General features: G+C 53.7%; 26 protein-coding genes. 20 read left to right on the top strand and 6 right to left on the bottom strand.

Annotated elements, in window-relative coordinates:
• The first annotated feature begins 56 nt into the window (after window positions 1–56).
• The 4 genes from ACQG2G_RS06000 to rihA all read left to right on the top strand — a co-directional run bounded on the left by ACQG2G_RS06000 (window position 57) and on the right by rihA (window position 3,258).
• Window positions 57–797 carry an amino acid ABC transporter permease gene (locus ACQG2G_RS06000; protein ID WP_013097579.1) on the top strand — a complete coding sequence of 247 codons (741 nt, stop codon included), beginning with the start codon at window positions 57–59 and terminating at the stop codon, window positions 795–797.
• A complete protein-coding gene (gene gltK / locus ACQG2G_RS05995) occupies window positions 797–1,471 on the top strand; it encodes a glutamate/aspartate ABC transporter permease GltK (protein WP_013097580.1) in 675 nt (224 codons plus the stop codon). Before ACQG2G_RS06000 ends, gltK begins: the two co-directional genes overlap by 1 nt.
• Window positions 1,471–2,196 (top strand): amino acid ABC transporter ATP-binding protein, encoded by a 726-nt coding sequence (locus ACQG2G_RS05990; RefSeq protein WP_014831084.1) that lies wholly within the window; start codon window positions 1,471–1,473, stop codon window positions 2,194–2,196. The genes gltK and ACQG2G_RS05990 overlap by 1 nt, the downstream gene beginning before the upstream one ends.
• A gap of 120 nt (window positions 2,197–2,316) precedes the next feature.
• Window positions 2,317–3,258 (top strand): pyrimidine-specific ribonucleoside hydrolase RihA, encoded by a 942-nt coding sequence (gene rihA, locus ACQG2G_RS05985; protein WP_061772939.1) that lies wholly within the window; start codon window positions 2,317–2,319, stop codon window positions 3,256–3,258.
• Between the two features lie 568 nt (window positions 3,259–3,826).
• Here the strand turns inward: rihA and ACQG2G_RS05980 are convergent.
• Together ACQG2G_RS05980 and ACQG2G_RS05975 are read right to left on the bottom strand one after the other, a co-directional pair.
• Entirely contained in the window at window positions 3,827–4,852 is a 1,026-nt protein-coding gene (locus ACQG2G_RS05980) for an IS110 family transposase (protein WP_048971459.1), read from the bottom strand.
• Between the two features lie 282 nt (window positions 4,853–5,134).
• Entirely contained in the window at window positions 5,135–5,617 is a 483-nt protein-coding gene (locus tag ACQG2G_RS05975) for a zinc ribbon-containing protein (protein ID WP_014831082.1), read from the bottom strand.
• A gap of 214 nt (window positions 5,618–5,831) precedes the next feature.
• Here ACQG2G_RS05975 and leuS point away from each other — a divergent pair, with 214 nt between their 5' ends.
• From leuS to lipA, 14 genes are all read left to right on the top strand, one after another.
• The gene (leuS, locus tag ACQG2G_RS05970) at window positions 5,832–8,414 is read left to right on the top strand and encodes a leucine--tRNA ligase (RefSeq protein ID WP_020685667.1); all 2,583 of its coding nucleotides are present in this window, start codon (window positions 5,832–5,834) and stop codon (window positions 8,412–8,414) included.
• Between the two features lie 14 nt (window positions 8,415–8,428).
• Window positions 8,429–8,998, top strand: coding sequence for an LPS assembly lipoprotein LptE (gene lptE / locus ACQG2G_RS05965; RefSeq protein ID WP_028028133.1), 570 nt, complete (start codon window positions 8,429–8,431; stop codon window positions 8,996–8,998).
• Entirely contained in the window at window positions 8,998–10,029 is a 1,032-nt protein-coding gene (holA, locus tag ACQG2G_RS05960; RefSeq protein ID WP_047024238.1) for a DNA polymerase III subunit delta, read from the top strand. Before lptE ends, holA begins: the two co-directional genes overlap by 1 nt.
• Window positions 10,022–10,687 carry a nicotinate-nucleotide adenylyltransferase gene (gene nadD / locus ACQG2G_RS05955; protein ID WP_020685664.1) on the top strand — a complete coding sequence of 222 codons (666 nt, stop codon included), beginning with the start codon at window positions 10,022–10,024 and terminating at the stop codon, window positions 10,685–10,687. Before holA ends, nadD begins: the two co-directional genes overlap by 8 nt.
• A 268-nt stretch (window positions 10,688–10,955) precedes the next feature.
• On the top strand, window positions 10,956–11,273 hold the full coding sequence (gene rsfS, locus ACQG2G_RS05950) for a ribosome silencing factor (RefSeq protein ID WP_003858696.1): 318 nt from the start codon (window positions 10,956–10,958) through the stop codon (window positions 11,271–11,273).
• Window positions 11,274–11,276: 3 nt separating this feature from the next.
• On the top strand, window positions 11,277–11,744 hold the full coding sequence (gene rlmH / locus ACQG2G_RS05945; protein WP_003858701.1) for a 23S rRNA (pseudouridine(1915)-N(3))-methyltransferase RlmH: 468 nt from the start codon (window positions 11,277–11,279) through the stop codon (window positions 11,742–11,744).
• A gap of 28 nt (window positions 11,745–11,772) precedes the next feature.
• Complete coding sequence (mrdA, locus tag ACQG2G_RS05940) at window positions 11,773–13,674, top strand: peptidoglycan DD-transpeptidase MrdA (RefSeq protein WP_013097589.1); 1,902 nt, start codon at window positions 11,773–11,775, stop codon at window positions 13,672–13,674.
• Window positions 13,675–13,676: 2 nt separating this feature from the next.
• On the top strand, window positions 13,677–14,789 hold the full coding sequence (gene mrdB / locus ACQG2G_RS05935; protein WP_061772562.1) for a peptidoglycan glycosyltransferase MrdB: 1,113 nt from the start codon (window positions 13,677–13,679) through the stop codon (window positions 14,787–14,789).
• A 16-nt stretch (window positions 14,790–14,805) separates the two neighbouring features.
• On the top strand, window positions 14,806–15,918 hold the full coding sequence (gene rlpA, locus ACQG2G_RS05930; protein ID WP_038418902.1) for an endolytic peptidoglycan transglycosylase RlpA: 1,113 nt from the start codon (window positions 14,806–14,808) through the stop codon (window positions 15,916–15,918).
• Window positions 15,919–16,057: 139 nt separating this feature from the next.
• Entirely contained in the window at window positions 16,058–17,269 is a 1,212-nt protein-coding gene (gene dacA / locus ACQG2G_RS05925; protein ID WP_013097592.1) for a D-alanyl-D-alanine carboxypeptidase DacA, read from the top strand.
• Between the two features lie 105 nt (window positions 17,270–17,374).
• The gene (gene ybeD, locus ACQG2G_RS05920; RefSeq protein ID WP_003858718.1) at window positions 17,375–17,638 is read left to right on the top strand and encodes a DUF493 family protein YbeD; all 264 of its coding nucleotides are present in this window, start codon (window positions 17,375–17,377) and stop codon (window positions 17,636–17,638) included.
• Between the two features lie 94 nt (window positions 17,639–17,732).
• Window positions 17,733–18,374, top strand: a complete 642-nt coding sequence (gene lipB, locus ACQG2G_RS05915) for a lipoyl(octanoyl) transferase LipB (RefSeq protein WP_013097593.1) — start codon at window positions 17,733–17,735, stop codon at window positions 18,372–18,374.
• Window positions 18,375–18,665: 291 nt separating this feature from the next.
• Window positions 18,666–19,619, top strand: coding sequence for a YbeF family transcriptional regulator (locus ACQG2G_RS05910; RefSeq protein ID WP_013097594.1), 954 nt, complete (start codon window positions 18,666–18,668; stop codon window positions 19,617–19,619).
• A gap of 207 nt (window positions 19,620–19,826) precedes the next feature.
• The gene (gene lipA, locus ACQG2G_RS05905) at window positions 19,827–20,792 is read left to right on the top strand and encodes a lipoyl synthase (protein WP_013097595.1); all 966 of its coding nucleotides are present in this window, start codon (window positions 19,827–19,829) and stop codon (window positions 20,790–20,792) included.
• An 80-nt stretch (window positions 20,793–20,872) separates the two neighbouring features.
• On the opposite strand, the gene tatE is transcribed toward lipA, so the two are convergent.
• Window positions 20,873–21,076 (bottom strand): twin-arginine translocase subunit TatE, encoded by a 204-nt coding sequence (tatE, locus tag ACQG2G_RS05900; protein ID WP_013097596.1) that lies wholly within the window; start codon window positions 21,074–21,076, stop codon window positions 20,873–20,875.
• A 125-nt stretch (window positions 21,077–21,201) separates the two neighbouring features.
• Window positions 21,202–21,990 carry a deaminated glutathione amidase gene (locus tag ACQG2G_RS05895; protein ID WP_218656526.1) on the bottom strand — a complete coding sequence of 263 codons (789 nt, stop codon included), beginning with the start codon at window positions 21,988–21,990 and terminating at the stop codon, window positions 21,202–21,204.
• A gap of 67 nt (window positions 21,991–22,057) precedes the next feature.
• On the opposite strand from ACQG2G_RS05895, the gene crcB reads away from it, so the two are divergent.
• A complete protein-coding gene (gene crcB / locus ACQG2G_RS05890) occupies window positions 22,058–22,441 on the top strand; it encodes a fluoride efflux transporter CrcB (RefSeq protein ID WP_029882131.1) in 384 nt (127 codons plus the stop codon).
• A gap of 219 nt (window positions 22,442–22,660) precedes the next feature.
• Here the strand turns inward: crcB and cspE are convergent, their stop codons facing one another.
• Together cspE and pagP are read right to left on the bottom strand one after the other, a co-directional pair.
• Window positions 22,661–22,870 (bottom strand): transcription antiterminator/RNA stability regulator CspE, encoded by a 210-nt coding sequence (gene cspE / locus ACQG2G_RS05885; RefSeq protein ID WP_002439184.1) that lies wholly within the window; start codon window positions 22,868–22,870, stop codon window positions 22,661–22,663.
• Between the two features lie 190 nt (window positions 22,871–23,060).
• A complete protein-coding gene (gene pagP, locus ACQG2G_RS05880) occupies window positions 23,061–23,678 on the bottom strand; it encodes a lipid IV(A) palmitoyltransferase PagP (protein WP_155687007.1) in 618 nt (205 codons plus the stop codon).
• Window positions 23,679–24,258: 580 nt separating this feature from the next.
• Here pagP and dcuC point away from each other — a divergent pair.
• Entirely contained in the window at window positions 24,259–25,626 is a 1,368-nt protein-coding gene (dcuC, locus tag ACQG2G_RS05875; protein WP_020685657.1) for an anaerobic C4-dicarboxylate transporter DcuC, read from the top strand.
• Window positions 25,627–25,670 lie beyond the last annotated feature (44 nt).

Genomic DNA, 25,670 nt, shown 5'->3' with positions numbered 1-25,670 from the left:
GCTTCTCACCAATCTTCGAGGGTAGCGCTGCTACCCTTTTTTTTCTGGAGTTTATTATGTCAATAGACTGGAACTGGGGCATATTTCTGCAACAAGCCCCGTTCGGCAACACAACCTATCTTGGCTGGCTGTGGAGCGGCTTTCAGGTTACCGTTGCGTTATCGATAACGGCGTGGATTATTGCGTTCCTTGTCGGTTCACTGTTCGGTATTCTGCGCACCGTCCCTAACCGTTTTCTCTCTTCTATCGGCACGCTGTATGTGGAACTGTTCCGTAACGTTCCGCTGATCGTGCAGTTCTTTACCTGGTATCTGGTCGTTCCTGAACTGCTGCCGGAAAATATTGGCATGTGGTTCAAGTCGGAACTGGATCCTAACGTACAGTTCTTTGTCTCCTCGATGATGTGTCTGGGGCTGTTTACCGCCGCACGCGTGTGCGAGCAGGTACGCGCCGCTATTCAGTCGCTGCCGCGTGGACAAAAGAACGCGGGTCTGGCGATGGGGTTAACGCTGCCGCAAACCTACCGCTACGTCCTGCTGCCTAACGCCTACCGCGTCATTGTTCCACCGATGACCTCAGAGATGATGAACCTGGTCAAAAACTCGGCCATCGCCTCCACGATCGGTCTGGTCGATATGGCGGCACAGGCGGGTAAACTGCTGGATTATTCCGCCCACGCGTGGGAATCCTTCACGGCAATTACGCTCGCGTATGTTCTGATTAACGCTTTCATCATGCTGGTGATGAACCTGGTTGAACGCAAAATTCGCCTGCCGGGCAATCTGGGGGGCAAATAATGTACGAATTTGACTGGAGTTCCATTGTTCCTTCCATGCCGTACCTGCTGGATGGCCTGGTGATCACCTTAAAAATCACGGCGATCGCCATCATCGTCGGTATCGTCTGGGGCACCCTGCTGGCGGTAATGCGCCTGTCGAGCTTTAAACCGCTCGCCTGGTTTGCCACTGCCTACGTTAACGTTTTCCGTTCTATTCCGCTGGTAATGGTGCTGCTGTGGTTTTACCTGATTGTTCCCGGATTCCTGCAAAACGTTCTGGGACTGTCACCGAAGACCGATATCCGCCTGATTTCCGCGATGGTTGCGTTCTCCATGTTTGAGGCCGCTTACTATTCCGAGATTATCCGTGCGGGCATACAGAGTATCTCCCGCGGGCAGTCCAGCGCGGCGCTGGCGCTGGGGATGACCCACTGGCAGTCCATGCAACTCATTATTTTGCCGCAGGCGTTTCGCGCCATGGTTCCCCTCCTGCTGACCCAGGGCATCGTGCTGTTCCAGGATACCTCTCTGGTATATGTCCTGAGCCTGGCAGACTTCTTCCGTACTGCGTCCACCATCGGTGAGCGCGATGGTACGCAGGTTGAGATGGTGCTCTTCGCAGGTGCGGTCTATTTTGTGATTAGTTTAAGCGCGTCGCTGTTGGTCAGTTGGCTGAAGAAAAGGACGGTATAATGATTTCCCTGAAAAATGTTTCTAAATGGTATGGGCACTTTCAGGTGCTGACCGACTGCTCCACCGAAGTCAAAAAAGGTGATGTGGTGGTAGTGTGCGGGCCGTCCGGTTCCGGTAAATCGACGCTGATCAAAACGGTTAATGGTCTGGAGCCTGTGCAGCAGGGTGAAATTGTTGTTAACGGCACCAAAGTGAACGACAAGAAAACCAACCTTGCCCAGCTTCGCTCCCACGTGGGGATGGTGTTCCAGCATTTTGAACTGTTCCCTCACCTCTCCATCATCGAGAACCTGACGCTGGCGCAGGTGAAAGTGCTTAAGCGTGACAAAAAAGCGGCGCGTGAGAAAGGGCTGAAGCTTCTGGATCGCGTGGGGCTTTCTGCGCACGCCGATAAGTTCCCGGCACAGCTTTCCGGCGGCCAACAGCAGCGTGTGGCGATTGCTCGCGCGCTGTGTATGGATCCGGTGGCAATGCTGTTCGACGAACCGACCTCCGCACTCGATCCCGAAATGATCAACGAAGTGCTGGACGTCATGGTTGAACTGGCCCACGAAGGGATGACCATGATGGTGGTGACCCACGAAATGGGCTTCGCCCGCAAAGTGGCAAACCGCGTGATCTTTATGGATGAAGGCAAGATCGTTGAAGACTCGCCGAAAGAAGAGTTCTTCGCCAACCCGAAATCCGAACGCGCTAAAGACTTCCTGGCTAAAATCCTGCATTAATCTTCTCAGTGCGCAATCTGCGGATTGCGCACTGTCTCACGCTTTCACTCTCTGCTTCTCGTCGGCATCACATTGCAGCGTTAACCTTGTCACAAAATAACGCTACGTATGGAGAACGCTATGGCACAGCCTATTATTTTCGATTGCGATCCGGGTCATGATGACGCGATTGCCCTCGTCCTTGCACTTGCCTCCCCTGAACTTGAAGTCAAAGCTGTCACCTCATCTGCCGGCAACCAGACGCCGGATAAAACCCTGTGCAACGTCCTGCGTATGCTGACCTTGTTAAAGCGCCCCGATATTCCCGTGGCCGGTGGCGCGGTCAAACCGCTGATGCGTGAACTGATCATTGCCGACAACGTACACGGAGAAAGCGGCCTGGACGGCCCGGCGCTGCCGGAACCGGGTTTCGCCCCGCAATCCTGTACCGCCGTGGAGCTGATGGCAAAGGTACTACGCGAGAGTGCCGAACCCGTCACGCTGGTAGCAACGGGCCCGCAAACCAACGTTGCGCTGCTGCTGAACAGCCATCCTGAACTGCACAGCAATATTGCCCGTATCGTGATTATGGGCGGAGCCATGGGGCTGGGTAACTGGACGCCTGCGGCGGAGTTCAACATCTTTGTTGACCCGGAAGCGGCGGAGATCGTCTTCCAGTCGGGCTTGCCGATTGTGATGGCCGGACTGGATGTTACCCACCGGGCGCAGATTATGGCGAATGACATCGAGCGTTTTCGTGCGATTGGCAACCCGATTGCCACGACCGTGGCCGAGCTGCTCGACTTCTTTATGGAATATCACAAAGCCGAGAAATGGGGATTCCACGGCGCGCCGCTGCATGACCCGTGCACCATTGCCTGGCTGCTGAAGCCTGAGATGTTTACCACGGTAGAGCGCTGGGTTGGTGTGGAGACCCAGGGGAAATACACCCAGGGGATGACGGTAGTGGATTACTATTCGCTGACGGGCAATAAACCGAATACCACGCTAATGGTGGATATCGATCGGCAGGCGTTTGTGGATTTGCTGGCGGAGAAGCTGGCTTACTATTCTGCGGCCTGATGCCCTCACCCAGCCCTCTCCCTGTGGGCTGAGGGTTCCCCACAAAATAATGCCTGCACGGAGGACCCCCTCTCCCTTGAGGGAGAGGGTTGGGGTGAGGGGGAACATATGGCTGTAGAGGTCATTCCGTTCACTTTATGTTCCTTGCTACTCTGTAACGACATAGCCCGTGAACGTGCCAGGGTGGCTCAGTCGCCACCACCCTGGCGACCCGGGCTCCCGGCGGTAAATCGCCGCTTCGCGGTGCCCTCGGCTTATTCCTTCCGGCTTATCGGGGACGGGCGGAGGTAACATATATGGACGCTCCCGGAATGCAACGTTTTCTTCAGTTCAGCAATTAAACGGGTAGATGCAGCCATATATCCGGTTTCTGATAGGATTTATTTATCCCGAACCATGATGAAATCCGCCAGACAGGTACCAATCATCCTCTTCGGGCTGACTTGCCCTTGTTGCCTCTCGGTGTATCCTGCCTGCGGTCTTACCTGTTTTGCCATCTTCTGAAGTCAACTGCACCTACCAGGACGTAACTCTTTTTCAGCACCTCGTCAGGTTGACTGGCCTTGTGTCAGGCGGCCTGACGAGGCTTATATTCCGTGTCGTGTGTCAGCATTGACCACATTATTCTCGACGTTTTTGCCGCCATCGCGACAACTGCAACATTGTAGTGCTTCCGCTCAAGCAGCCCCTGAAGCCAGGCATTCTCCTCAACTGAGCCTTTCCGGTTGACCCAGGCTGTCAGTGCTCGTGCGCCGTGAACCAGAAGGTATCGGAAATATCCATCTCCGCGTTTGCTTATCCCGCCCAGTTGCTGTTTGCCGCCACTGGAATGTTCTTTTGGTGTCAGCCCCAGCCATGAAGCGAATTGCTTTGCGGTGCTGAATTGTTGGGCATTACCCACTGCTGCTACCACATAAGTGGCCGTTAGCATGCCTACCCCAGGGATTTTGGCCAGTCTCTGGCAGGCCGTCTGCGTTTTATACCAGGAGGCCAGAGCTTCTTCTACCTGTTTAATCTGCTCCTCAAGTTCCCGGATATGGTTAGCCTGTCTGTAGATGCTGGCTCTGACAAAGGGAGATAAACCATTTTCGCTGTCTTCCAGAATGGCTGGTAGCTCACGGGTTAAATGGCTTTGTCCGGCTGCAATCGTAATACCAAACTCAGCAAGTGTGGCTCTTAAACTATTGGAACAGGCGATCCGCTCGCGGATAAGTATTCCCCGTTCAGTGTGTAACGCTAAAACGGCCTGCTGCTCTTCGGTTTTTATCTGTACAAAACGCATATTCGGGCGGGTTACCGCTTCGCAGATTGCTTCAGCATCTGCTGCATCCGTCTTGTTCGTTTTGACATATGGCTTCACATATTGCGGAGGAATCAGTTTTACCTCATGGCCGTGACGACTGAATAATCGTGCAAAATGATGGCTGGACGAGCAGGCCTCCATGCCAATCAGGCAAGGTTCCAGTTGAATGACAAACTGAACGAATTTGGCCCGGGTTAGCCTTTTACGCAAAACTGTATGACCTTCGTGATCGACACCATGAAGCTGGAAAACGTTCTTTGCCAGGTCGATACCAAGAGTTGATACTTTCATGTGGACGCTCCTCATTTTTCAGGACGTATTGCAACGATCCAGTCTGGTACCTTGATACCGCAAAATCTGGAGCGTCCATCTCATTATCCCTGTAAATCCGCCCTCTCGGCGCATCCATGCGCCTCGCCCCGGCCTGCAGGAAACGCCTCAGCGATTTACAGCCGGACCAGGGCGTCGCTGTAAGTCATTAATTTTCCTGAAACAACTTTCGTCGCTTTCGGTAAAAAATTACTGGGGATCCCTCAACCCTGTGGGAGAGGGCGCAAACAGTTTTGCTTTTACCTAGGGCTCAAACGGCCGACGCTGGAACTGATCGTGCCCGCACTTCGGACAAAGTGACAGCACCTCCGGTGTATAAACGGCAATATGGTGATGGCATTTCTCACAGACCAGATTTCCCAGCCCCACCACTTCACCGCTGTGGTACACGCCGTGATGATTCAGATCCTGAAAGACTTCACGCCACTCCAGCTGTGTTTTATCGGTAATATCCGCCAGTTCCTGCCAGAGGCTCTCCTTGATCACCCGCATAAATACGCTGTCGGTCACCTCGTCCTGGCTCTCCTGGTAACTGCGCGCGAACTCTTCGAGGTCACGACGCACGGCGCGCGTCACCTCTTCCACTTCGGTTCGCGTTAACTCACCCGTTTGCGTCACGCGCGCACGCGCCTGTTCCACCAGCGCGTCGATATCACGCTCGCCGTTACGCAGCCGTTCCGTCAGTGTCGCCACCAGTTCGCGGTAAAATTGAGCAACCTTGTTCATCATTTTGCCTCCCGGGTAAGTAACTATTTCTAATAATAGACCTTATTTCATCGCCGCTTTGTCAGGTGAACCACAGACCCGGTAAATTCCTGCAAAGCGCATTTGTGCGAAAGGCTGTTTTGACGCGGGCGTTTGGGCTATGCTATGCGGATCTGAAATACCACATCCATTGGCTACATTTGTAGCTGTATTGAAAACAGGACCACTGGCTGCCATGCAAGAGCAATACCGCCCGGAAGAGATAGAATCAAAAGTCCAGCAACACTGGGACGAGAAGCGTACCTTTGAAGTAACCGAAGACGAGAGCAAAGAGAAGTATTACTGCCTGTCGATGCTTCCCTATCCTTCTGGTCGACTACACATGGGCCACGTGCGTAACTACACCATCGGTGATGTGATTGCACGCTACCAGCGTATGCTGGGCAAAAACGTGCTGCAGCCAATCGGCTGGGATGCATTCGGTCTGCCTGCTGAAGGCGCGGCGGTCAAAAACAATACGGCGCCAGCGCCGTGGACGTACGACAACATCGCGTACATGAAAAACCAGCTCAAAATGCTGGGCTTTGGCTATGACTGGAGCCGCGAGCTGGCGACCTGTACCCCGGAATACTATCGCTGGGAACAGAAGTTCTTCACCGAGCTGTACAAAAAAGGCCTGGTCTATAAGAAGACGTCTGCCGTTAACTGGTGCCCGAACGACCAGACCGTTCTCGCGAACGAACAGGTTATCGACGGCTGCTGCTGGCGCTGCGACACCAAAGTTGAGCGTAAAGAGATCCCACAGTGGTTTATCAAAATCACCGCTTACGCTGACGAACTGCTGAACGATCTGGACACGCTGGACCACTGGCCGGATACCGTTAAGACCATGCAGCGCAACTGGATCGGCCGTTCTGAAGGCGTGGAGATCACCTTCAACGTTGAGAACTACGATCAGACTCTGACCGTCTACACCACCCGTCCTGATACCTTCATGGGCGCGACCTATCTGGCCGTGGCCGCAGGTCACCCGCTGGCGCAGAAAGCTGCCGAAAATAACCCAGAGCTGGCTACCTTTATCGACGAATGCCGCAACACGAAAGTGGCAGAAGCCGACATGGCGACCATGGAGAAGAAAGGCGTTGCCACGGGCTTCTATGCGAAGCACCCACTGACTGGCGAAGCGATTCCGGTCTGGGCAGCAAACTTCGTGCTGATGGAATACGGTACCGGTGCCGTGATGGCTGTTCCGGGTCACGACCAGCGCGACTATGAATTTGCCACCAAATACAACCTGCCGATCAAAGCCGTTATTCTGGCGGCTGACGGCTCTGAACCTGACCTGTCTGAGCAAGCACTGACGGAAAAAGGCACACTGTTTAACTCTGGTGAGTTCAGCGGCCTGAGCTTCGAAGAGGGTTTCAACGCCATCGCCGACAAACTGGCATCGCTGGGTGTGGGCGAGCGTAAAGTGAACTACCGCCTGCGCGACTGGGGCGTTTCCCGTCAGCGTTACTGGGGTGCGCCAATCCCGATGGTCACGCTGGAAGACGGCACCGTAATGCCAACCCCGGAAGATCAGCTCCCGGTTATCCTGCCGGAAGACGTGGTCATGGATGGCATCACCAGCCCGATCAAAGCCGATCCTGAGTGGGCAAAAACCACCGTTAACGGTCAGCCTGCGCTGCGTGAAACCGACACCTTTGACACCTTTATGGAGTCTTCCTGGTACTACGCCCGCTACACCTGCCCGCAGTATCAGGAAGGGATGCTGGATTCCGACGCGGCAAACTACTGGCTGCCGGTAGACATCTACATCGGTGGTATTGAACATGCCATCATGCACCTGCTCTACTTCCGCTTCTTCCACAAGCTGATGCGTGACGCAGGCATGGTGAACTCTGACGAGCCAGCGAAACAGCTGCTGTGTCAGGGCATGGTACTGGCAGATGCGTTCTACTATGTGGGTGCGAACGGCGAACGTAACTGGGTCTCTCCGGTTGATGCGATTGTTGAGCGCGACGAGAAAGGCCGTATCGTGAAGGCGAAAGACGCCGAAGGTCATGAACTGGTGTATACCGGCATGAGCAAGATGTCCAAGTCCAAAAACAACGGCATCGACCCGCAGGTGATGGTTGAGCGCTACGGCGCGGATACCGTGCGTCTGTTCATGATGTTTGCCTCACCGGCAGACATGACCCTGGAGTGGCAGGAGTCCGGCGTTGAAGGGGCGAACCGCTTCCTGAAGCGCGTCTGGAAACTGGTTTACGAACACACCGCTCAGGGCGACGCACCGGCACTGAACGTTGCTGCCCTGACTGAAGATCAGCAGGCGCTGCGTCGTGATGTTCATAAAACGATTGCAAAAGTGACCGATGATATTGGTCGTCGTCAGACCTTCAATACCGCAATTGCGGCTATTATGGAACTGATGAACAAGCTGGCGAAAGCACCGCAGGAAGGCGAGCAGGATCGTGCCTTAATGCGTGAAGCGCTGTTGGCCGTCGTGCGCATGTTGAACCCGTTCACCCCGCATGTCAGCTTCACCCTGTGGCAGGAGCTGAAAGGCGAAGGCGATATCGACAACGCGCCGTGGCCGGTTGCTGATGAATCCGCCATGGTGGAAAACACCACGCTGGTGGTGGTACAGGTCAACGGTAAAGTACGCGGTAAAATTACCGTCGCCGTTGATGCAACCGAAGAACAGGTTCGTGAGCGTGCTGGCCAGGAACATCTGGTGGCGAAATATCTTGAGGGCGTTACCGTACGTAAAGTGATCTACGTACCGGGTAAACTGCTGAATCTGGTCGTTGGCTAAGCGCGGGAGGAAACGTGCGACAACTGGCAACAATACTCTTATCTCTGGCGGTGCTGGTCACCGCGGGGTGTGGCTGGCATCTGCGCAATACCACGGCGGTGCCCGCTGAGATGAAAACGATGATTTTCGACTCAGGGGATCCGAATGGTCCACTCAGCCGGGCAGTGCGTAACCAGCTGCGTTTGAACGATGTTCAACTGATCGAAAAAGGAACCCTGCGCCAGGATGTACCGTCATTACGTATCTTAAGCTCATCGCTGGCTAAAGATACCGCGTCGATCTTCCAGGATGGACGTACTGCGGAATATCAGATGGTGCTGACGGTGAACGCGGCAGTATTGATCCCGGGTAAAGACATTTTCCCTATCAATACCAAAGTGTACCGCTCGTTCTTTGATAACCCGCAAACGGCGCTGGCAAAAGATGCTGAGCAGCAGATTATCATTAACGAGATGTACGACAAGGCCGCAGAACAGCTGATCCGTAAGCTGCCAGGCATTGCCGCAACGACAAGACAGGGTTCTGACATCATCGACAAACCGGATGCCAACACGCCTCCTGTTTCTACCTCCATGGGTAACTGATGATCAGGCTGTATCCTGAACAACTCCGCGCGCAGCTCAATGAAGGGCTGCGCGCGGCGTATCTGCTACTGGGTAACGACCCGCTCTTGCTTCAGGAAAGCCTGGATGCCGTGCGACATGCCGCCGCCGCTCAGGGCTTTGATGAACACCACACCGTCCAGTTGGATAACAATACCGACTGGAATGCCCTCTTCTCCCTTTGCCAGGCGATGAGTCTCTTTGCATCACGCCAGACCATCCAGATCCTGCTGCCAGAGAATGGTCCGAACGCGGCCATCAATGAACAACTGGCGACGCTGGTCAGCCTGTTGCACAGCGATCTGCTGTTAATCGTACGTGGCAACAAGCTCACCAAAGCGCAGGAAAACGCCGCGTGGTTTACCCAACTCGCCACTCATGCCGTGCTGGTCACCTGCCAGACGCCTGAGCAGGCCCATCTGCCGAAATGGGTGGCGGCAAGAGCGAAGCAGAATAACCTGCAACTGGACGACGCAGCGAATCAGCTGCTGTGCTACTGCTATGAAGGCAACCTGCTGGCGTTGGCTCAGGCGCTGGACCGGCTCGCCCTCCTCTGGCCCGATGGCAAGCTGACTCTGCCGCGCGTGGAGCAGGCGGTTAACGACGCCGCACACTTCACGCCGTTCCACTGGGTTGATGCGCTGCTGATGGCAAAGAGCAAGCGTGCCCTGCATATTTTGCAGCAGCTACGCCTTGAGGGTAGCGAACCGGTTATATTGCTGCGTACGCTGCAGCGTGAACTGCTGATGCTCATCACGCTCAAGCGTCAGTCTGCTCATACGCCATTGCGTTCGTTGTTCGACAAACACCGTATCTGGCAAAACCGTCGGGCGATGACCACCGAGGCCATTAATCGTCTGAGCCATGAACAGCTGCGCCAGGCGGTACAGCTTTTGATGCGCGCAGAGCTCACGTTAAAACAAGATTACGGCCAGTCCGTCTGGGCGGAACTGGAAAGCCTTTCTCTGCTGCTCTGCCACAAGGCGCTGGCAGATGTATTTATCGATGGATAGCATGCACTCTCTACAGGCCCTGTACGGTGGCACCTTTGACCCGGTCCATTACGGTCATCTGAAACCGGTTGAAATTCTGGCGAATCTGATTGGTCTTCAGCGCGTGATTATCATGCCCAATAACGTTCCGCCACATCGGCCTCAGCCTGAAGCCACCAGCGAGCAGCGAAAAGAGATGCTCGCCCTGGCCATTGCGGATAAACCGCTCTTCAGCCTGGACGAGCGTGAACTCCGTCGCGACACCCCGTCCTGGACCTCGCAAACGCTACAGGAGTGGCGGGCCGAACAGGGGCCGGACAAACCGCTGGCCTTTATCATCGGCCAGGATTCTCTGCTCAACTTCCCCACCTGGCACCAGTATGAAACCATTCTGGAGAACAGCCATCTCCTCGTCTGCCGCCGTCCGGGCTATCCGCTGACCATGCGTGAAGAACAGTATCAGCAGTGGCTGGAAGCTCATCTGACCGACAATGTGGAAGATCTGCATAATCAACCTGCCGGGAAGATCTATCTGGCGGAGACGCCGTGGTTTGATATTTCTGCGACAATCATTCGCGACCGGCTTCAGCACGGTTTAGCCTGTGACGATCTCCTGCCATCGTCAGTGCTGGACTATATCCACGCGCACGGGTTGTATCAGAAAAGCGCAGACGCATAATCCGGGCGCACAAAAAGCGCCTTATTGATTATCCTGCCTTGACAGAGTAAGCCATACTGTTATCCTCCGCTGCCAGACTTTCCCGCCGCTCATTGCTTTACAGAAATTGTTTTACAAAAATGGCGATGCAATCTCCGGCGGAGGGTGGGATGATACCCGCCTTCAAAAGCCCGGCCGGTGACATTTGTCCCGACAGGGGCGTCAGTTCAGGTATACTGTCTGGCTACGAATTCATAGTTGCACAATCTCATTCACCCAGGGGGAAAACTTGCAGGGTAAAGCACTCCAGGATTTTGTTATCGACAAAATTGATGACCTGAAAGGTCAGGACATCATCGCTATCGACGTTAAGGGTAAATCCAGCATCACCGACTGCATGATCATCTGCACCGGTACGTCTACTCGCCATGTGGTTTCAATTGCCGATCATGTTGTGCAGGAATCACGTGCAGCAGGGCTGCTACCGCTCGGTGTTGAAGGTGAAGCGACCGCTGACTGGGTGGTTGTCGATCTTGGCGATGTGATTGTCCACGTCATGCAGGAAGAGAGCCGTCGCCTGTATGAGCTGGAAAAACTCTGGGGTTAATGCGTGAAGTTGCAGCTGGTCGCCGTCGGCACCAAAATGCCGGACTGGGTACAAACCGGTTTTACTGAATATCTGCGTCGTTTCCCTAAAGATATGCCGTTCGAGCTGGTGGAGATCCCCGCCGGAAAGCGCGGCAAGAACGCGGATATCAAACGCATTCTTGATAAAGAGGGAGAACTGATGCTGGCTGCCGCAGGCAAAAACCGCATCGTGACCCTCGATATTCCAGGCAAGCCCTGGGATACGCCGCAGCTGGCGCACGAACTGGAGCGCTGGAAGCAGGATGGTCGTGACGTCAGTCTGTTGATTGGCGGGCCTGAAGGGTTGTCCCCTGCCTGTAAAGCGGCGGCAGAACAAAGTTGGTCTCTCTCCGCGCTGACGCTTCCCCACCCGCTCGTTCGGGTACTGGTGGCAGAAAGCCTGTACCGCGCGTGGAGCATTACTACCAACCACCCCTATCACCGCGAGTAATGACTGACCAGGGTAGATTAAGCAGCGGATGAAACTACAGAATTCTTTTCGCGACTATACGGCTGAGTCCGCGCTGTTTGTGCGCCGGGCGCTGGTCGCCTTTACGGGGATTTTGCTGCTTACCGGCGTGCTGATCGCCAACCTTTATAATCTGCAAATTGTCCGCTATACCGATTACCAGACGCGCTCAAACGAAAACCGCATCAAGCTGGTGCCTATCGCCCCCAGCCGCGGCATTATTTACGACCGTAACGGCACTCCGCTGGCCTTAAACCGCACCATCTACCAGATTGAGATGATGCCGGAAAAAGTCGACAACGTTCAGGATACGCTGGAAGCATTGCGAAGCGTTGTCGATCTTAACGATGACGATATCGCTGCGTTCAAGAAAGAGCGCGCCCGTTCTCACCGCTTTACCTCCATTCCGGTTAAAACCAACCTGACGGAAGTCCAGGTCGCCCGCTTTGCCGTCAACCAGTACCGTTTCCCCGGTGTGGAAGTGAAAGGCTACAAGCGTCGCTACTACCCTTACGGTTCCGCACTGACGCACGTAATCGGCTACGTCTCCAAGATCAACGATAAAGACGTTGAGCGTCTCGATAAAGACGGCAAGCTGGCAAACTACGCCGCGACGCACGATATCGGTAAGCTGGGAATTGAACGCTATTACGAAGATGTCCTGCACGGGCAGACCGGCTATGAAGAGGTGGAAGTTAACAACCGTGGCCGCGTTATTCGTCAGCTGAAAGAGGTGCCGCCGCAGGCAGGACATGACGTCTACCTGACGCTCGACCTGAAACTCCAGCAGTATATTGAAACCTTACTGGCGGGCAGCCGTGCGGCAGTTGTCGTGACCGATCCGCGTACCGGCGGCATACTGGCGATGGTCTCCATGCCAAGCTACGACCCTAACCTCTTTGTCGATGGGATTTCCAGTAAGGACTACTCCGGCCTGCTTAATGACCCGAACACGCCGCTGGTCAACCGCGCCACGCAGGGGGTCTATCCGCCGGCGTCCACGGTGAAACCTTACGTCGCCGTCTCGGCGCTGAGCGCGGGTGTCATCAACCGCAACACCAGCCTGTTTGACCCGGGCTGGTGGCAGTTACCGGGTTCAGAGAAACGCTATCGCGACTGGAAAAAATGGGGCCACGGTCATCTGAACGTGACGAAATCGCTGGAAGAGTCTGCGGATACCTTCTTCTATCAGGTGGCGTACGACATGGGTATTGACCGCCTGTCAGAGTGGATGAGCAAATTTGGCTACGGCCATTACACCGGGGTCGATCTCGCCGAAGAACGCTCCGGCAACATGCCAACCCGCGAGTGGAAGCTAAAGCGCTTTAAGAAGCCGTGGTATCAGGGTGATACCATTCCGGTGGGTATCGGCCAGGGCTACTGGACCGCGACCCCGCTGCAGATGAACAAAGCGATGATGATCCTCATTAACGACGGGGTGGTGAAAGTCCCGCACCTGCTGCAAAGTACCGTTGAAGAGGGCAAAAAAGTGCCGTGGATCCAGCCGCATGAACCGCCAGTGGGGGATATTCACTCCGGCTTCTGGGAGATCGCCAAAGACGGGATGTACGGGGTGGCAAACCGCCCGAACGGTACCGCGCATAAGTATTTCGCCGGTGCGCCGTATAAAGTAGCCGCCAAATCCGGTACGGCGCAGGTCTTCGGCCTGAAGGCCAACGAAACCTATAACGCGCACCGCATTGCCGAACGACTGCGTGACCATAAGCTTATGACGGCATTTGCACCTTATGATAACCCGCAGGTGGCAGTGGCAATGATTCTGGAAAACGGTGGCGCAGGGCCAGCCGTAGGTACCATCATGCGCCAAATCCTCGACCACATCATGCTGGGTGATAACAACACCGAACTGCCGGCTGAAAACCCGGCGGCCGCTGCGGCGGAGGACCAATAATCATGACGGATAATCCAAATAAAAAATCGCTGTGGGATAAAATCCACATCGACCCAGCCATGCTGCTGATCCTGCTGGCTCTGCTGGTCTACAGCGCTCTGGTTATCTGGAGCGCCAGCGGCCAGGACATCGGCATGATGGAGCGCAAGATTGGCCAGATCGCGATGGGGCTGGTCATTATGGTCGTCATGGCGCAGATCCCGCCACGCGTCTACGAAGGCTGGGCCCCCTATCTCTACATCTTCTGTATTATTTTGCTGGTTGCGGTAGATGCCTTCGGGGCCATCTCTAAAGGCGCACAGCGCTGGCTGGATCTGGGTGTAGTTCGTTTCCAGCCCTCGGAAATTGCCAAAATCGCCGTTCCACTGATGGTGGCACGCTTTATCAACCGCGACGTCTGTCCGCCATCACTGAAAAACACGGCCATCGCACTGGTAATGATTTTCCTGCCAACGTTGCTGGTGGCGGCGCAGCCTGACCTTGGTACCTCGATCCTCATCGCACTCTCTGGCCTGTTTGTTCTCTTCTTGTCGGGCCTGAGCTGGCGTCTGATTGGTATTGCGGTGGTGCTGGTTGCCGCGTTCATCCCTATTCTCTGGTTCTTCCTGATGCATGATTATCAGCGCCAGCGCGTGATGATGCTGCTCGATCCGGAAACCGATCCGCTGGGTGCGGGCTATCATATTATTCAGTCCAAGATCGCGATTGGCTCCGGTGGCCTGCGCGGTAAAGGATGGCTGCACGGCACCCAGTCGCAGCTGGAGTTCTTACCAGAGCGCCATACCGACTTTATCTTTGCGGTCCTGGCGGAAGAGCTTGGGCTGGTCGGCATCTTGATCTTACTCGCGCTGTATGTACTGTTAATCATGCGCGGGTTGTGGATTGCCGCGCGCGCGCAAACCACCTTTGGCCGCGTCATGGCGGGCGGGTTAATGTTGATTTTATTCGTTTATGTCTTCGTAAATATTGGTATGGTGAGTGGTATTCTGCCGGTTGTAGGCGTTCCGCTTCCGCTGGTGAGTTACGGAGGCTCGGCACTGATCGTGTTGATGGCCGGGTTTGGTATCGTGATGTCGATCCATACCCACAGAAAAATGTTGTCAAAAAGCGTATAAAAATAAGGGGATCGGAATGCGTAAGCAGTGGCTGGGGATCTGCATTGCGGCAAGTTTACTTGCGGCGTGCACAAGTGATGATGGTCAGCAACAGGCAACCGTCGCGCCGCCGCAGCCTGCGGTGTGTAATGGCCCAATCGTTGAAATCAGCGGCGCCGATCCCGTTTATGAACCGCTCAACGCCAGCGCGAATCAGGATTATGAGCGCGACGGCAAAAGCTACAAAATCGTTCAGGACCCTTCCCGTTTCAGCCAGGCGGGTTTCGCCGCCATTTATGATGCGGAACCCGGGAGCAACCTGACGGCATCAGGAGAAGCGTTCGACCCGACGCAACTCACTGCGGCACACCCGACGCTGCCTATCCCAAGCTACGCGCGTATCACCAACCTGGCGAACGGCCGTATGATTGTGGTCCGCATTAACGATCGCGGTCCGTACGGTAACGACCGTGTGATTTCGCTGTCGCGCGCCTCCGCCGACCGCCTGAACACCTCGAACAATACCAAGGTTCGTATCGACCCCATTATCGTGGCACCGGATGGCTCGCTCTCCGGGCCGGGTACCGCGTGTACGACAGTGGCGAAACAGACCTACGCCCTTCCCGACCGTCCGAATCTTGACGGTGGCATGGGGAGCGTCTCATCGCCGGCCGAGCCTTCTCAGCCAGCAGGCGAAGTGCGTCCTATCAGCAACGACACGTTGCAAAGCGATGACAACACTGGCGCACCGGTAAAGAGTAGCGGTTTCCTGGGGGCTCCAACGACCCTGGCCTCCGGCGTGCTGGAAGGCAGTGAACCTGCTCCGGCGCCTGTTGCCGCCCCCGTAGCGCAGCAGCCTGCCCCCGTCACCGCTCCGGCAACGACCCAGAGCGCGGCGGCAGCAGCGCCTGCTGCCGCTTCCAGCGGCGGCTTTGTCGTTCAGGTGGGCGCCGTCAGCGATCAGGCCCGCGCGCAGCAGTATCAACAGCGCCTGAGCCAGCAGTTTGGCGTTCCAGGCCGCGTTGAGCAAAACGGGGCTGTGTGGCGTATTCAGATGGGACCGTTTGCCAGCAAATCGCAGGCAGCGACCCTGCAGCAGCGTCTGCAAAATGAAGCGCAACTCCAGTCATTTATCGCTGTAGCGAAGTAATGTATCGGCGGCATCCGAATTGTCAGTTTGTGTAAAAGTCATTCACAAACTCATGCTTAAAGTCGGATGCCTGCCTGAATAGCATTTGCTATAGTAAGGCACTTTTTTTAATTCCATCACGGATGTCGTAGTTCTGACCATGAAGACCACTTTTTCTGCTCGTTTTGTGCAGCGCATGGCGCTGACCACGGCCCTTTGCGCTGCTGCGCTCTCCGCAGCTCACGCCGATGACCTGAACATCAAGACCATGATCCCTGGCGTTCCGCAAATCGATGCGGAATCCTACATCCTGATCGATTACAACTCTGGCAAAGTTCTGGCAGAACAGAATGCCGATGCCCGCCGCGATCCGGCCAGCCTGACGAAAATGATGACCAGCTACGTTATCGGCCAGGCGATGAAGGCAGGTAAATTTAAAGAAACAGACCTGGTCACCATCGGTAACGATGCGTGGGCAACCGGCAACCCGGTCTTTAAAGGCTCTTCTTTAATGTTCCTGAAACCGGGTATGCAGGTTCCTGTCTCTCAGCTGATTCGTGGTATCAACCTGCAGTCCGGTAACGACGCCTGTGTCGCCATGGCCGATTTCGCTGCGGGCAGCCAGGATGCGTTTGTGGGCCTGATGAACAGCTACGTTTCTGCGCTGGGCCTGAAAAACAGCCACTTCCAGACCGTTCACGGCCTGGATGCGGAGGGTCAGTACAGTTCTGCGCGCGATATGGCGCTGATTGGCCAGGCGCTGATCCGCGATGTACCGAACGAATACGCCATCTATAAAGAGAAAGAGTTTACCTTCAACGGTATTCGCCAGACCAACCGTAACGGCCTGCTGTGGGATAACAGCCTGAACGTTGACGGCATCAAAACCGGTCATACCGACAAAGCGGGTTACAACCTGGTCGCCTCTGCTACCGAAGGTCAGATGCGCCTGATCTCTGCCGTGATGGGCGGTCGTACCTTTAAAGGCCGTGAGACAGAAAGCAAAAAACTGCTGACCTGGGGCTTCCGTTTCTTCGAAACCGTGAACCCGCTGAAAGCAGGCAAAGAGTTTGCCTCTGAGCCGGTCTGGTTCGGTGATAACGATCGCGCCTCCCTGGGCGTGGACAAAGATCTGTACCTGACCATTCCACGCGGACGCATGAAAGACCTGAAAGCCAGCTACGTGCTGAACACCACCGAGCTGCATGCACCGCTGCAGAAAAACCAGGTTGTAGGCACCATCAACTTCCAGCTGGATGGCAAAACTATCGATCAGCGCCCGCTGGTTGTCCTGCAGGAAATTCCTGAAGGCAATTTCTTCGGCAAAATCATTGATTACATTAAATTGATGTTCCATCACTGGTTTGGCTAAAAATTGAACACTTGAAAGTGTGATTTTGATCCCCATATACTAAGTATCCTGATAACTCCCACCTGACGTGGGAGTTATTCTTTTTGACGTTACGCCGGAGCTGACATGAAAACCAAACTTAACGAACTGCTTGAATTCCCTACCCCATTTACTTACAAAGTAATGGGTCTGGCGAAACCTGAGCTGGTTGATCAGGTGGTTGAAGTGGTACAGCGCCATGCGCCGGGTGACTACTCTCCGTCAGTAAAACCAAGCAGCAAGGGCAACTACCACTCGGTATCTATTACCATTACCGCAACACACATTGAGCAGGTTGAGACGCTGTACGAAGAGCTCGGCAATATCGAAATTGTTCGTATGGTGCTGTAGTCCCTCTGCGGTTACCCGGTTTGCCGGGTAACCCCTCTCCCCGCTGTGATATACTCCCCCTCATCTTTTGTCCCTCGTCTTCGGAGACGTCGTTTTGTATCAGGATAAAATTCTTGTCCGTCATCTCGGGCTGCAACCATATGAGCCTGTCTCCCAGGCTATGCATGACTTCACCGACTCACGCGATGACACCACCCCCGATGAAATCTGGCTGGTAGAACACCTGCCGGTGTTTACGCAGGGGCAAGCGGGAAAAGCGGAACATTTATTGATGACGGGCGATATCCCGGTTATTCAGAGCGACCGCGGCGGGCAGGTTACGTACCATGGCCCAGGGCAACAGGTGATGTACGTTCTCCTGAACCTCAAACGCAGAAAGCTGGGCGTACGTGAACTGGTCACTCTGCTTGAGCAAACGGTCGTCAACACGCTGGCGGAATACGGTATTGATGCGCATCCGCGGGCCGACGCACCGGGAGTCTACGTGGGCGAGATGAAGATCTGCTCGCTGGGGTTGCGTATCCGTAAAGGCTGCTCGTTTCACGGGCTGGCTTTGAACATTAATATGGATTTGAAGCCCTTCCAGCGCATCAACCCCTGCGGCTATGCCGGGATGGAAATGACGCAAATGTGCCAGTGGGTTGATACGGCAACAACAGAAAATATCCGTCCTGTACTTTTAGCTAATATGTTAGCGCTACTTAACAATCCCCCACACGAATATATCACTGCTTAATATATTATACATTGTGGCTCGATAATTTGACGGGCCACGATTTAATTGCCGCTTTTACACTTTACAATAATCCGCAGATTCTATATTTTCGAAGCGCTCGAATATTACCGATCCATATTATTTAGCCTCCCGTCAGCGCTGCGTGCAGGACCTAAGTAACTTGCGTGATAATCACTCAACTGGTTGTTTTTGATAAACAAGTGAAACAAAACCAACACTTTACGAATCTCTACAAGCATAATAAATAAATTCAACTATCATTCATGTTGTGAATGTGTACGGAGTAAAAGCGTGGAGTATAATAATTTACCAGCCAAACGCCTGAATGAACCCGGTGGCGAAGACAAGCCGCAAATTTTTCGGACTTTACGTAATATTGATCTCAATTTACTGACTATTTTTGAGGCGGTATATGTCCATAAGGGTATCGTTAACGCTGCGAAAATTCTTAATCTCACGCCCTCTGCAATAAGCCAGTCAATTCAAAAGCTGCGCGCTATATTTCCGGACCCGTTATTTATTCGTAAGGGACAGGGTGTCACCCCCACGGCTTACGCCACGCATCTGCATGAGTACATCAGCCAGGGGCTGGAGTCGATTCTGGGCGCGCTGGATTTAACTGGAAGCTACGACAAACAGCGAACCATCACCATCGGCTGCTCTCCCTCTGTGGGGGTGTTGGTTATGCCTGCAATATACCAGGCCGTAAAAGAGCATGCGCCGCAGCTGCTGCTGCGTAATGTACCGATCAGCGAACCTGACGTGCAGCTTGCCCAGTTCCAGACCGATTTAATTATCGACAGCGGCAGCTTCAGCGCCCGCGCGTTGGGGCAGAATGTCCTTTATGCCGACAACCTGGTGCTGGTTTGTCGCCAGCAGCATCCGGTGCTCAGCGAGCCGCTCACCATAGAAAATCTGCGTAACTACGATCACTCGTCATTTATGACGGAAGGACAGTCTCATCATGCGCTGCGCCAGCGTATCGATGACATTTTCCCGGAGCGACAGATAAGCTTCAGCAGTTACAATATGTTCACTACTGCATCCCTGATTGGCAGCAGTGACATGCTCTGCATCATGCCTTCGCGCCTGTATCATCTGCTGCGGAAATGCTGGCCGCTGGAGAGTATTCCGCTCAGCCAGTTGAATGCAGAATCTATTGAGATTTCACTGCATTACAATAAGCTCAGTCTGCGCGATCCGGTACTTGAAAATGTGATCCGCATCATCCGCCAGGCCTTCTGACAGGTTGACACAGCACAAGCCCCTGCCGCACGCAGGGCAAAAGGCACAAAACAACAACTATTTTACAAATTGGCGACCTGGCAGGCTGCTTTAACGACCGTTTCAATGATATACTGCCTGTCGTTCGTTCAAAAATAGTTGATAAATACAACATTCCCTTGAATTGAAACGCTTTCCTTCGATATTCGCAACTGGAACACGCACGCTATGAGTAAACCCATTGTGATGGAACGCGGTGTTAAATACCGCGATGCCGATAAAATGGCCCTTATCCCGGTTAAAAACGTGGCTACAGAGCGCGAGGCGCTGTTAAGAAAACCGGAATGGATGAAAATCAAACTTCCGGCCGACTCTTCGCGTATCCAGGGGATCAAAGCGGCGATGCGTAAGAATGGCCTTCACTCTGTATGTGAAGAAGCCTCTTGCCCGAACCTTGCTGAGTGTTTCAACCACGGCACCGCGACGTTTATGATTCTGGGTGCTATCTGTACCCGCCGTTGCCCGTTCTGCGATGTTGCTCATGGCCGCCCGGTGGCGCCGGATGCAAACGAACCTCAAAAACTGGCGCAGACCATTGCTGATATGGCGCTGCGTTATGTGGTCATTACCTCCGTTGACCGTGATGACCTGCGTGATGGGGGTGCTCAGCACTTTGCTGACTGCATTACTGCCATTCGCGAGAAAAGCCCGAACATTAAGATTGAGACGCTGGTGCCGGATTTCCGTGGTCGTATGGACCGCGCGCTGGATATCCTGACCGCAACGCCACCAGACGTCTTTAACCACAACCTGGAGAACGTACCGCGTCTCTACCGTCAGGTGCGTCCGGGTGCTGACTACAACTGGTCCCTGAAGCTGCTGGAGCGTTTTAAAGAAGCGCATCCACATATCCCTACCAAGTCAGGTCTGATGGTCGGCCTTGGTGAGACCAATGACGAAATCATCGAAGTGATGCGCGATCTGCGTCGCCACGGTGTGACCATGCTGACGCTGGGCCAGTATCTGCAGCCAAGCCGTCATCACCTGCCGGTGCAGCGCTACGTTAGCCCGGATGAGTTTGATGAGATGAAAGCGGAAGCGATGGCGATGGGCTTCACCCATGCTGCCTGCGGTCCGTTTGTGCGCTCCTCTTACCATGCCGATATGCAGGCAAAAGGCGAAGAAGTTAAATAACCCTGTAATATTCACTTACAGGAATACAAAAAAACCGGCCTGTTGAGCCGGTTTTTTTCGCAAGCCTTAAGGCATTGCCGTTACTCTTTGTGAGAGAGCTTTTCAGCCGGAACGGTATCCTCGGCGCTTTTCTTCGCTGCCGCGTCATCGTCGTTCATCGCTTTCTTAAAGCCTTTGATGGCGGCACCCAGGTCACCACCCAGCGTGCGTAACTTCTTGGTACCAAACAGCAGGACGACCAGTGCGGCAACCACCAGCAGTTTGGTAATACTAATCTCACCCATAGATACCTTCTTTACTTAAAACAGGCTGCATTCAGCGTCAAAACCGGATCATATTAACGGTCATTTGGCGCGTGCACACAATAGCAACCTGTAACAAGGTGAATCAAGCATTGTTGAAAAAAACATCACAATAATTGCGGTGGCGCAAAACGTCGGTTGCGAAGAACAGGTAATTGCTGCCGTGCAAGCGCTATCCTTTCTGAAATTATCTCCGCCATCAGCAAAACCGGACCTTCCGCTGCGGCGGCAATCGTGACGCCCAGCGGGTCAATCACCCTGCTCTGCCCGATATTTTTATTGCCGCACTCCCCTGCCGCGACCACATAACAGGTGGTATCCAGCGCGCGCGCCGTAAGCAACGTGGCCCAGTGATGCTCTTTCAGCGGCCCTTTCACCCACGCGGCAGGCAGAACAAGCACATCCGCTCCCTCTAATGCCAGGCTCAACGCCAGCTCAGGAAAGCGCAAATCGTAGCAGGTCATCAGCCCAATGTTTAAACCATCAACCGCGATCAGGGGCGGAACGCACTCCCCCGGGTCAACCAGGCGCGACTCCTGGATACTGAACGCATCATAGAGATGAAGCTTGGCATAGCTGGCGATGATGACGCCGCCACGGATGGCTACCAGTGTGTTAACTGCCCGGCCAGGCGTTGACGGCACATGGACCGTCAAAATTGTGGTCATGTCATTACCCGCACTCTCGGCCAGTAATTGCTGTAAAAACGCGCCATCCAGCGGCTGCGCGGATTTCACCGATAAATCCGGGTCGTTATCATCGCGAGCCAGCAAGGCCTCCGGCAGCACCAGCAACGACGCCCCCTTCTGTTGTGCCTGTTTCATCAGCGAGACACACTGCGCCGCATTCTCATGCCAGCGAGGCGTGACCGCAAACTGCCCTACCGCAACATACATATTTGTCCCCTGATTATAAACAGCGTTAAACTCGCCACTCTTACACATCAAATAGCAGGTATTTACAGTGTTACAACTCCTTTTAGCTGTTTTTATTGGTGGGGGGACGGGAAGCGTTGCGCGGTGGTTCCTGAGTATGCGGTTTAATCCACTGCATCAGGCGATTCCAATGGGAACACTGGCCGCAAACCTGATTGGTGCGTTTATCATTGGCATGGGTCTGGCCTGGTTTAACCGTATGACGCACATCGATCCCATGTGGAAAGTATTGATTACCACCGGGTTCTGCGGCGGTTTAACCACCTTCTCCACCTTTTCTGCGGAAACGGTGTTTTTGTTTCAGGAAGGCCGTATCGGCTGGGCGTTGCTGAACGTTGCGATAAATATGCTCGGCTCTTTTGCGATGACCGGGATCGCATTCTGGCTGTTTTCTTCCGCCAGCCCCCACTAACTGCCGAAGCGTTAATGTTGGCTTAATTTTTCTCTGTCACTCTGGTGCCAATACAGAACGAGGGTGACAGAATGAAAGAGAGTTTGATGAGCGCAGGCGTGGTGTTGTTGAGCGTGCTGATCGTTGCCAGCTTCCTGAAGATGTATCTGCTTGGCTGATGCAAAACGAAAAAAACCCGCTCAGTGAGCGGGTTTTGAAATTCTTGCTGACGCGTCTGAATTACAGAGCGATTACGTTAGCAGCAGAAGGGCCTTTGGCACCGTTAGTGATTTCGAACTCTACACGCTGACCTTCAGCCAGAGTTTTGAAACCATTAGACTGGATTGCAGAGAAGTGTACGAACACGTCTTTGCTGCCATCTTCAGGAGTAATGAAACCGAATCCTTTGGACTCATTAAACCACTTAACGTTACCTTTAATCTTAGACATCAAAATTACCTTTACATTAAAAAACGACACAAATGCTGTGTCGGTTACCAGTACAACAATTGTGGGACCTTTTGTCCAGCGGATCTTTGATAAAAAGTGACTAAAGTCGCGTTAATTTTCGCTGGCGGATTTTTATCCCATATGAATCAACGACTGCGCATTTTTTCACCGCTTTGTCAGCTTTTTTCAGTTAAAACTGAAAACGCATCCAGGCGAAGTAAACGTTACCGTTGTTGTACGTACCGGGAATGTAGGTCATCTGGAACGTTGCAGGGCCATAACCAATTGAGGCCAGCGGCAGCAGAACCGGAATGGGGATATAGTTCCAGTTGTCGCGTGCAGTCACCCCGGCGGTATAGCCCAGGCCAACGTGGAAGTTGTCGTCAGCTAACGGACGCCAGGTTTTCTCCCAGCCATAGCCACCGATCGGTTCCCATTTGTTAAAGGAGTCTTTAAAGGCCATCAGATAAATACCGTGCCAGTTGCCCTTTTCGTCCCAGCGCGACTGACCAAAACCTGCCCCCCACGGGCGCTCGTTATATTTGTCGGTCTTTTCTTTGTCGTAGGCAAAGCGTGCATGCCAGGTGATGGCCGGCACGTAGAGATCATAGTGCTCTGGCGCATTCCAGGTCTGCGAAACATTATCCGTAAAAGTGGAGAACCAGCCCTTATCCGTCGCGTTCTCTTCAGCCTGTGCCACAGAAGAGAGCGTTAACTGTGCAAAAATAAACAGAAAAATGAAGAAAAATTTATTACGTACGATCACAATGCAATTACCATTCTTAGTATTCGAGGCAAAGTTTACCATACAATAGTTGAATGGAGCCTTAACGGCATCGGCATTACTCCTAATTAATCAGCCACTTTGCGAGAATATTCTGAGAGCGGCACGGTGGCCTTTTGAATAATCATCTCCCGGGCGCGTTTAAACCTTTTTTAATAATGCCTACCGGTAAAAATAACCCTGCATTTAATATGGCTTTCAGGACAAACATAACGCCCTGTCTGCAAGGTATAAAGATTATCATTAGCCTCTACAGCCAGTGTTTTTGTGCTGCTCAGCCCTTTCTCACGAAACGCTGTACGGACCCACTCACCAACGCGCACCGGCAGGAAAAGTCTTTTCCCCTCTTATTCAAGAACGTGTTAATATAGAATCAATAAATTAACAACCCATTAGCATTTAAATGACATACTCCACTGTTGTCACCGGTCAATACCCATATGTCATTATTGCCATCACCATGGCAAAAATATCGCTAACATCTGCTTTAGTAGTATATTTATTGATTTTAATCAGCAAGGACTGGCCATTAATTCGGCACATTCTCATCCTTCTTTTTTATTGATTATTTGTGCTCTCGGGCAGCAAGGATACAGGGGAAATCATGCTTACGTTTTTCGAGCTCCTTATCGGAGTCGTCGTCATTGTCGGTGTAGCACGCTACATCATTAAGGGGTATTCCGCCACGGGCGTGTTATTTGTCGGCGGCCTGGCCTTGCTGATCGTTAGCGCCCTGATGGGTCACCAGGTCTTACCCGCCAGCGCAGCCAGCACCGGGTATACCGCCACAGACATTGTTGAATACATTAAAATTCTGCTCATGAGCCGCGGTGGCGATCTGGGCATGATGATCATGATGCTGTGCGGTTTTGCCGCCTACATGACCCATATTGGTGCCAACGATATGGTCGTGAAGCTGGCCTCCAGACCGCTGCAGTACATCAACTCCCCGTATCTGCTGATGGTGGCAGCCTACTTCCTCGCCTGTCTGATGTCGCTGGCCGTGTCGTCCGCCACTGGCCTGGGGGTGTTGTTAATGGCTACCCTGTTCCCGGTGATGGTTAACGTCGGCATTAGCCGTGGTGCAGCGGCAGCTATCTGCGCCTCTCCGGCGGCCATTATTCTCTCCCCTACCTCTGGCGACGTCGTACTGGCGGCGAAAGCCGCAGAAATGTCACTCATCGATTTCGCCTTTAAAACCACGCTGCCGATTTCCATTGTGGCTATCGTGGGCATGGGGATCGCGCATTTCTTCTGGCAGCGTTATCTCGATAAAAAAGAGCACATCAGCCACGAAATGATGGACGTGAATGAAATCACCACCACCGCCCCGGCGTTCTATTCCATTCTGCCGTTCACGCCTATCATCGGCGTGCTGATTTTTGACGGCAAATGGGGACCACAGCTGCACATCATTACCATTCTGGTTATCTGTATGCTGCTGGCCGCCATGCTGGAATTTATTCGTGGTTTCAACACTCAGAAGGTATTTTCTGGCCTGGAAGTGGCGTATCGCGGTATGGCTGATGCATTTGCAGGCGTTGTGATGCTGTTGGTGGCGGCAGGCGTCTTCGCGCAGGGTCTGAGCACTATCGGCTTTATTCAGAGCCTCATCTCTATCGCCACGTCGTTCGGCTCTGCCAGCATTATCCTGATGCTGGTACTGGTGGTGCTGACCATGCTGGCGGCAATGACCACCGGTTCAGGCAACGCGCCGTTCTATGCCTTCGTTGAGATGATCCCAAAACTGGCACATTCTTCCGGTATTAACCCGGCTTACCTCTCCATTCCCATGCTGCAGGCGTCTAACCTCGGTCGTACCATTTCGCCGGTATCGGGTGTCGTAGTCGCGGTCGCCGGGATGGCAAAAATCTCGCCGTTCGAAGTGGTAAAACGCACGTCGGTCCCGGTGCTTGTGGGCCTGATCATCGTGATTATCGCAACCGAAGTGCTGGTTCCTGGCGCAGCCTGAGTAAAATGACCGATATCCAAAAAGCGCCTGCGGGCGCTTTTTGT

The organism is Enterobacter cloacae complex sp. 382A5, from assembly GCF_050031095.1.
Taxonomy (GTDB): Bacteria; Pseudomonadota; Gammaproteobacteria; order Enterobacterales; family Enterobacteriaceae; genus Enterobacter; species Enterobacter cloacae.
This window is presented reverse-complemented; position numbering and strand designations above follow the sequence as displayed.

Excerpts from the sequence above, each read along its gene's own strand:
- dacA (WP_013097592.1), top strand. The coding sequence starts at position 16,058 with ATGAAGACCACTTTTTCTGCTCGTTTTGTGCAGCGCATGGCGCTGACC.
- nadD (WP_020685664.1), top strand. The coding sequence starts at position 10,022 with ATGGATAGCATGCACTCTCTACAGGCCCTGTACGGTGGCACCTTTGAC.
- holA (WP_047024238.1), top strand. The coding sequence starts at position 8,998 with ATGATCAGGCTGTATCCTGAACAACTCCGCGCGCAGCTCAATGAAGGG.
- lipA (WP_013097595.1), top strand. The coding sequence starts at position 19,827 with ATGAGTAAACCCATTGTGATGGAACGCGGTGTTAAATACCGCGATGCC.
- ACQG2G_RS05990 (WP_014831084.1), top strand. The coding sequence starts at position 1,471 with ATGATTTCCCTGAAAAATGTTTCTAAATGGTATGGGCACTTTCAGGTG.
- ACQG2G_RS05895 (WP_218656526.1), bottom strand. The coding sequence starts at position 21,990 with ATGTATGTTGCGGTAGGGCAGTTTGCGGTCACGCCTCGCTGGCATGAG.
- tatE (WP_013097596.1), bottom strand. The coding sequence starts at position 21,076 with ATGGGTGAGATTAGTATTACCAAACTGCTGGTGGTTGCCGCACTGGTC.
- rihA (WP_061772939.1), top strand. The coding sequence starts at position 2,317 with ATGGCACAGCCTATTATTTTCGATTGCGATCCGGGTCATGATGACGCG.
- pagP (WP_155687007.1), bottom strand. The coding sequence starts at position 23,678 with ATGGTAAACTTTGCCTCGAATACTAAGAATGGTAATTGCATTGTGATC.
- ybeD (WP_003858718.1), top strand. The coding sequence starts at position 17,375 with ATGAAAACCAAACTTAACGAACTGCTTGAATTCCCTACCCCATTTACT.
- rlpA (WP_038418902.1), top strand. The coding sequence starts at position 14,806 with ATGCGTAAGCAGTGGCTGGGGATCTGCATTGCGGCAAGTTTACTTGCG.
- mrdA (WP_013097589.1), top strand. The coding sequence starts at position 11,773 with ATGAAACTACAGAATTCTTTTCGCGACTATACGGCTGAGTCCGCGCTG.
- mrdB (WP_061772562.1), top strand. The coding sequence starts at position 13,677 with ATGACGGATAATCCAAATAAAAAATCGCTGTGGGATAAAATCCACATC.
- ACQG2G_RS05980 (WP_048971459.1), bottom strand. The coding sequence starts at position 4,852 with ATGAAAGTATCAACTCTTGGTATCGACCTGGCAAAGAACGTTTTCCAG.
- ACQG2G_RS06000 (WP_013097579.1), top strand. The coding sequence starts at position 57 with ATGTCAATAGACTGGAACTGGGGCATATTTCTGCAACAAGCCCCGTTC.
- cspE (WP_002439184.1), bottom strand. The coding sequence starts at position 22,870 with ATGTCTAAGATTAAAGGTAACGTTAAGTGGTTTAATGAGTCCAAAGGA.
- dcuC (WP_020685657.1), top strand. The coding sequence starts at position 24,259 with ATGCTTACGTTTTTCGAGCTCCTTATCGGAGTCGTCGTCATTGTCGGT.
- gltK (WP_013097580.1), top strand. The coding sequence starts at position 797 with ATGTACGAATTTGACTGGAGTTCCATTGTTCCTTCCATGCCGTACCTG.
- leuS (WP_020685667.1), top strand. The coding sequence starts at position 5,832 with ATGCAAGAGCAATACCGCCCGGAAGAGATAGAATCAAAAGTCCAGCAA.
- ACQG2G_RS05975 (WP_014831082.1), bottom strand. The coding sequence starts at position 5,617 with ATGAACAAGGTTGCTCAATTTTACCGCGAACTGGTGGCGACACTGACG.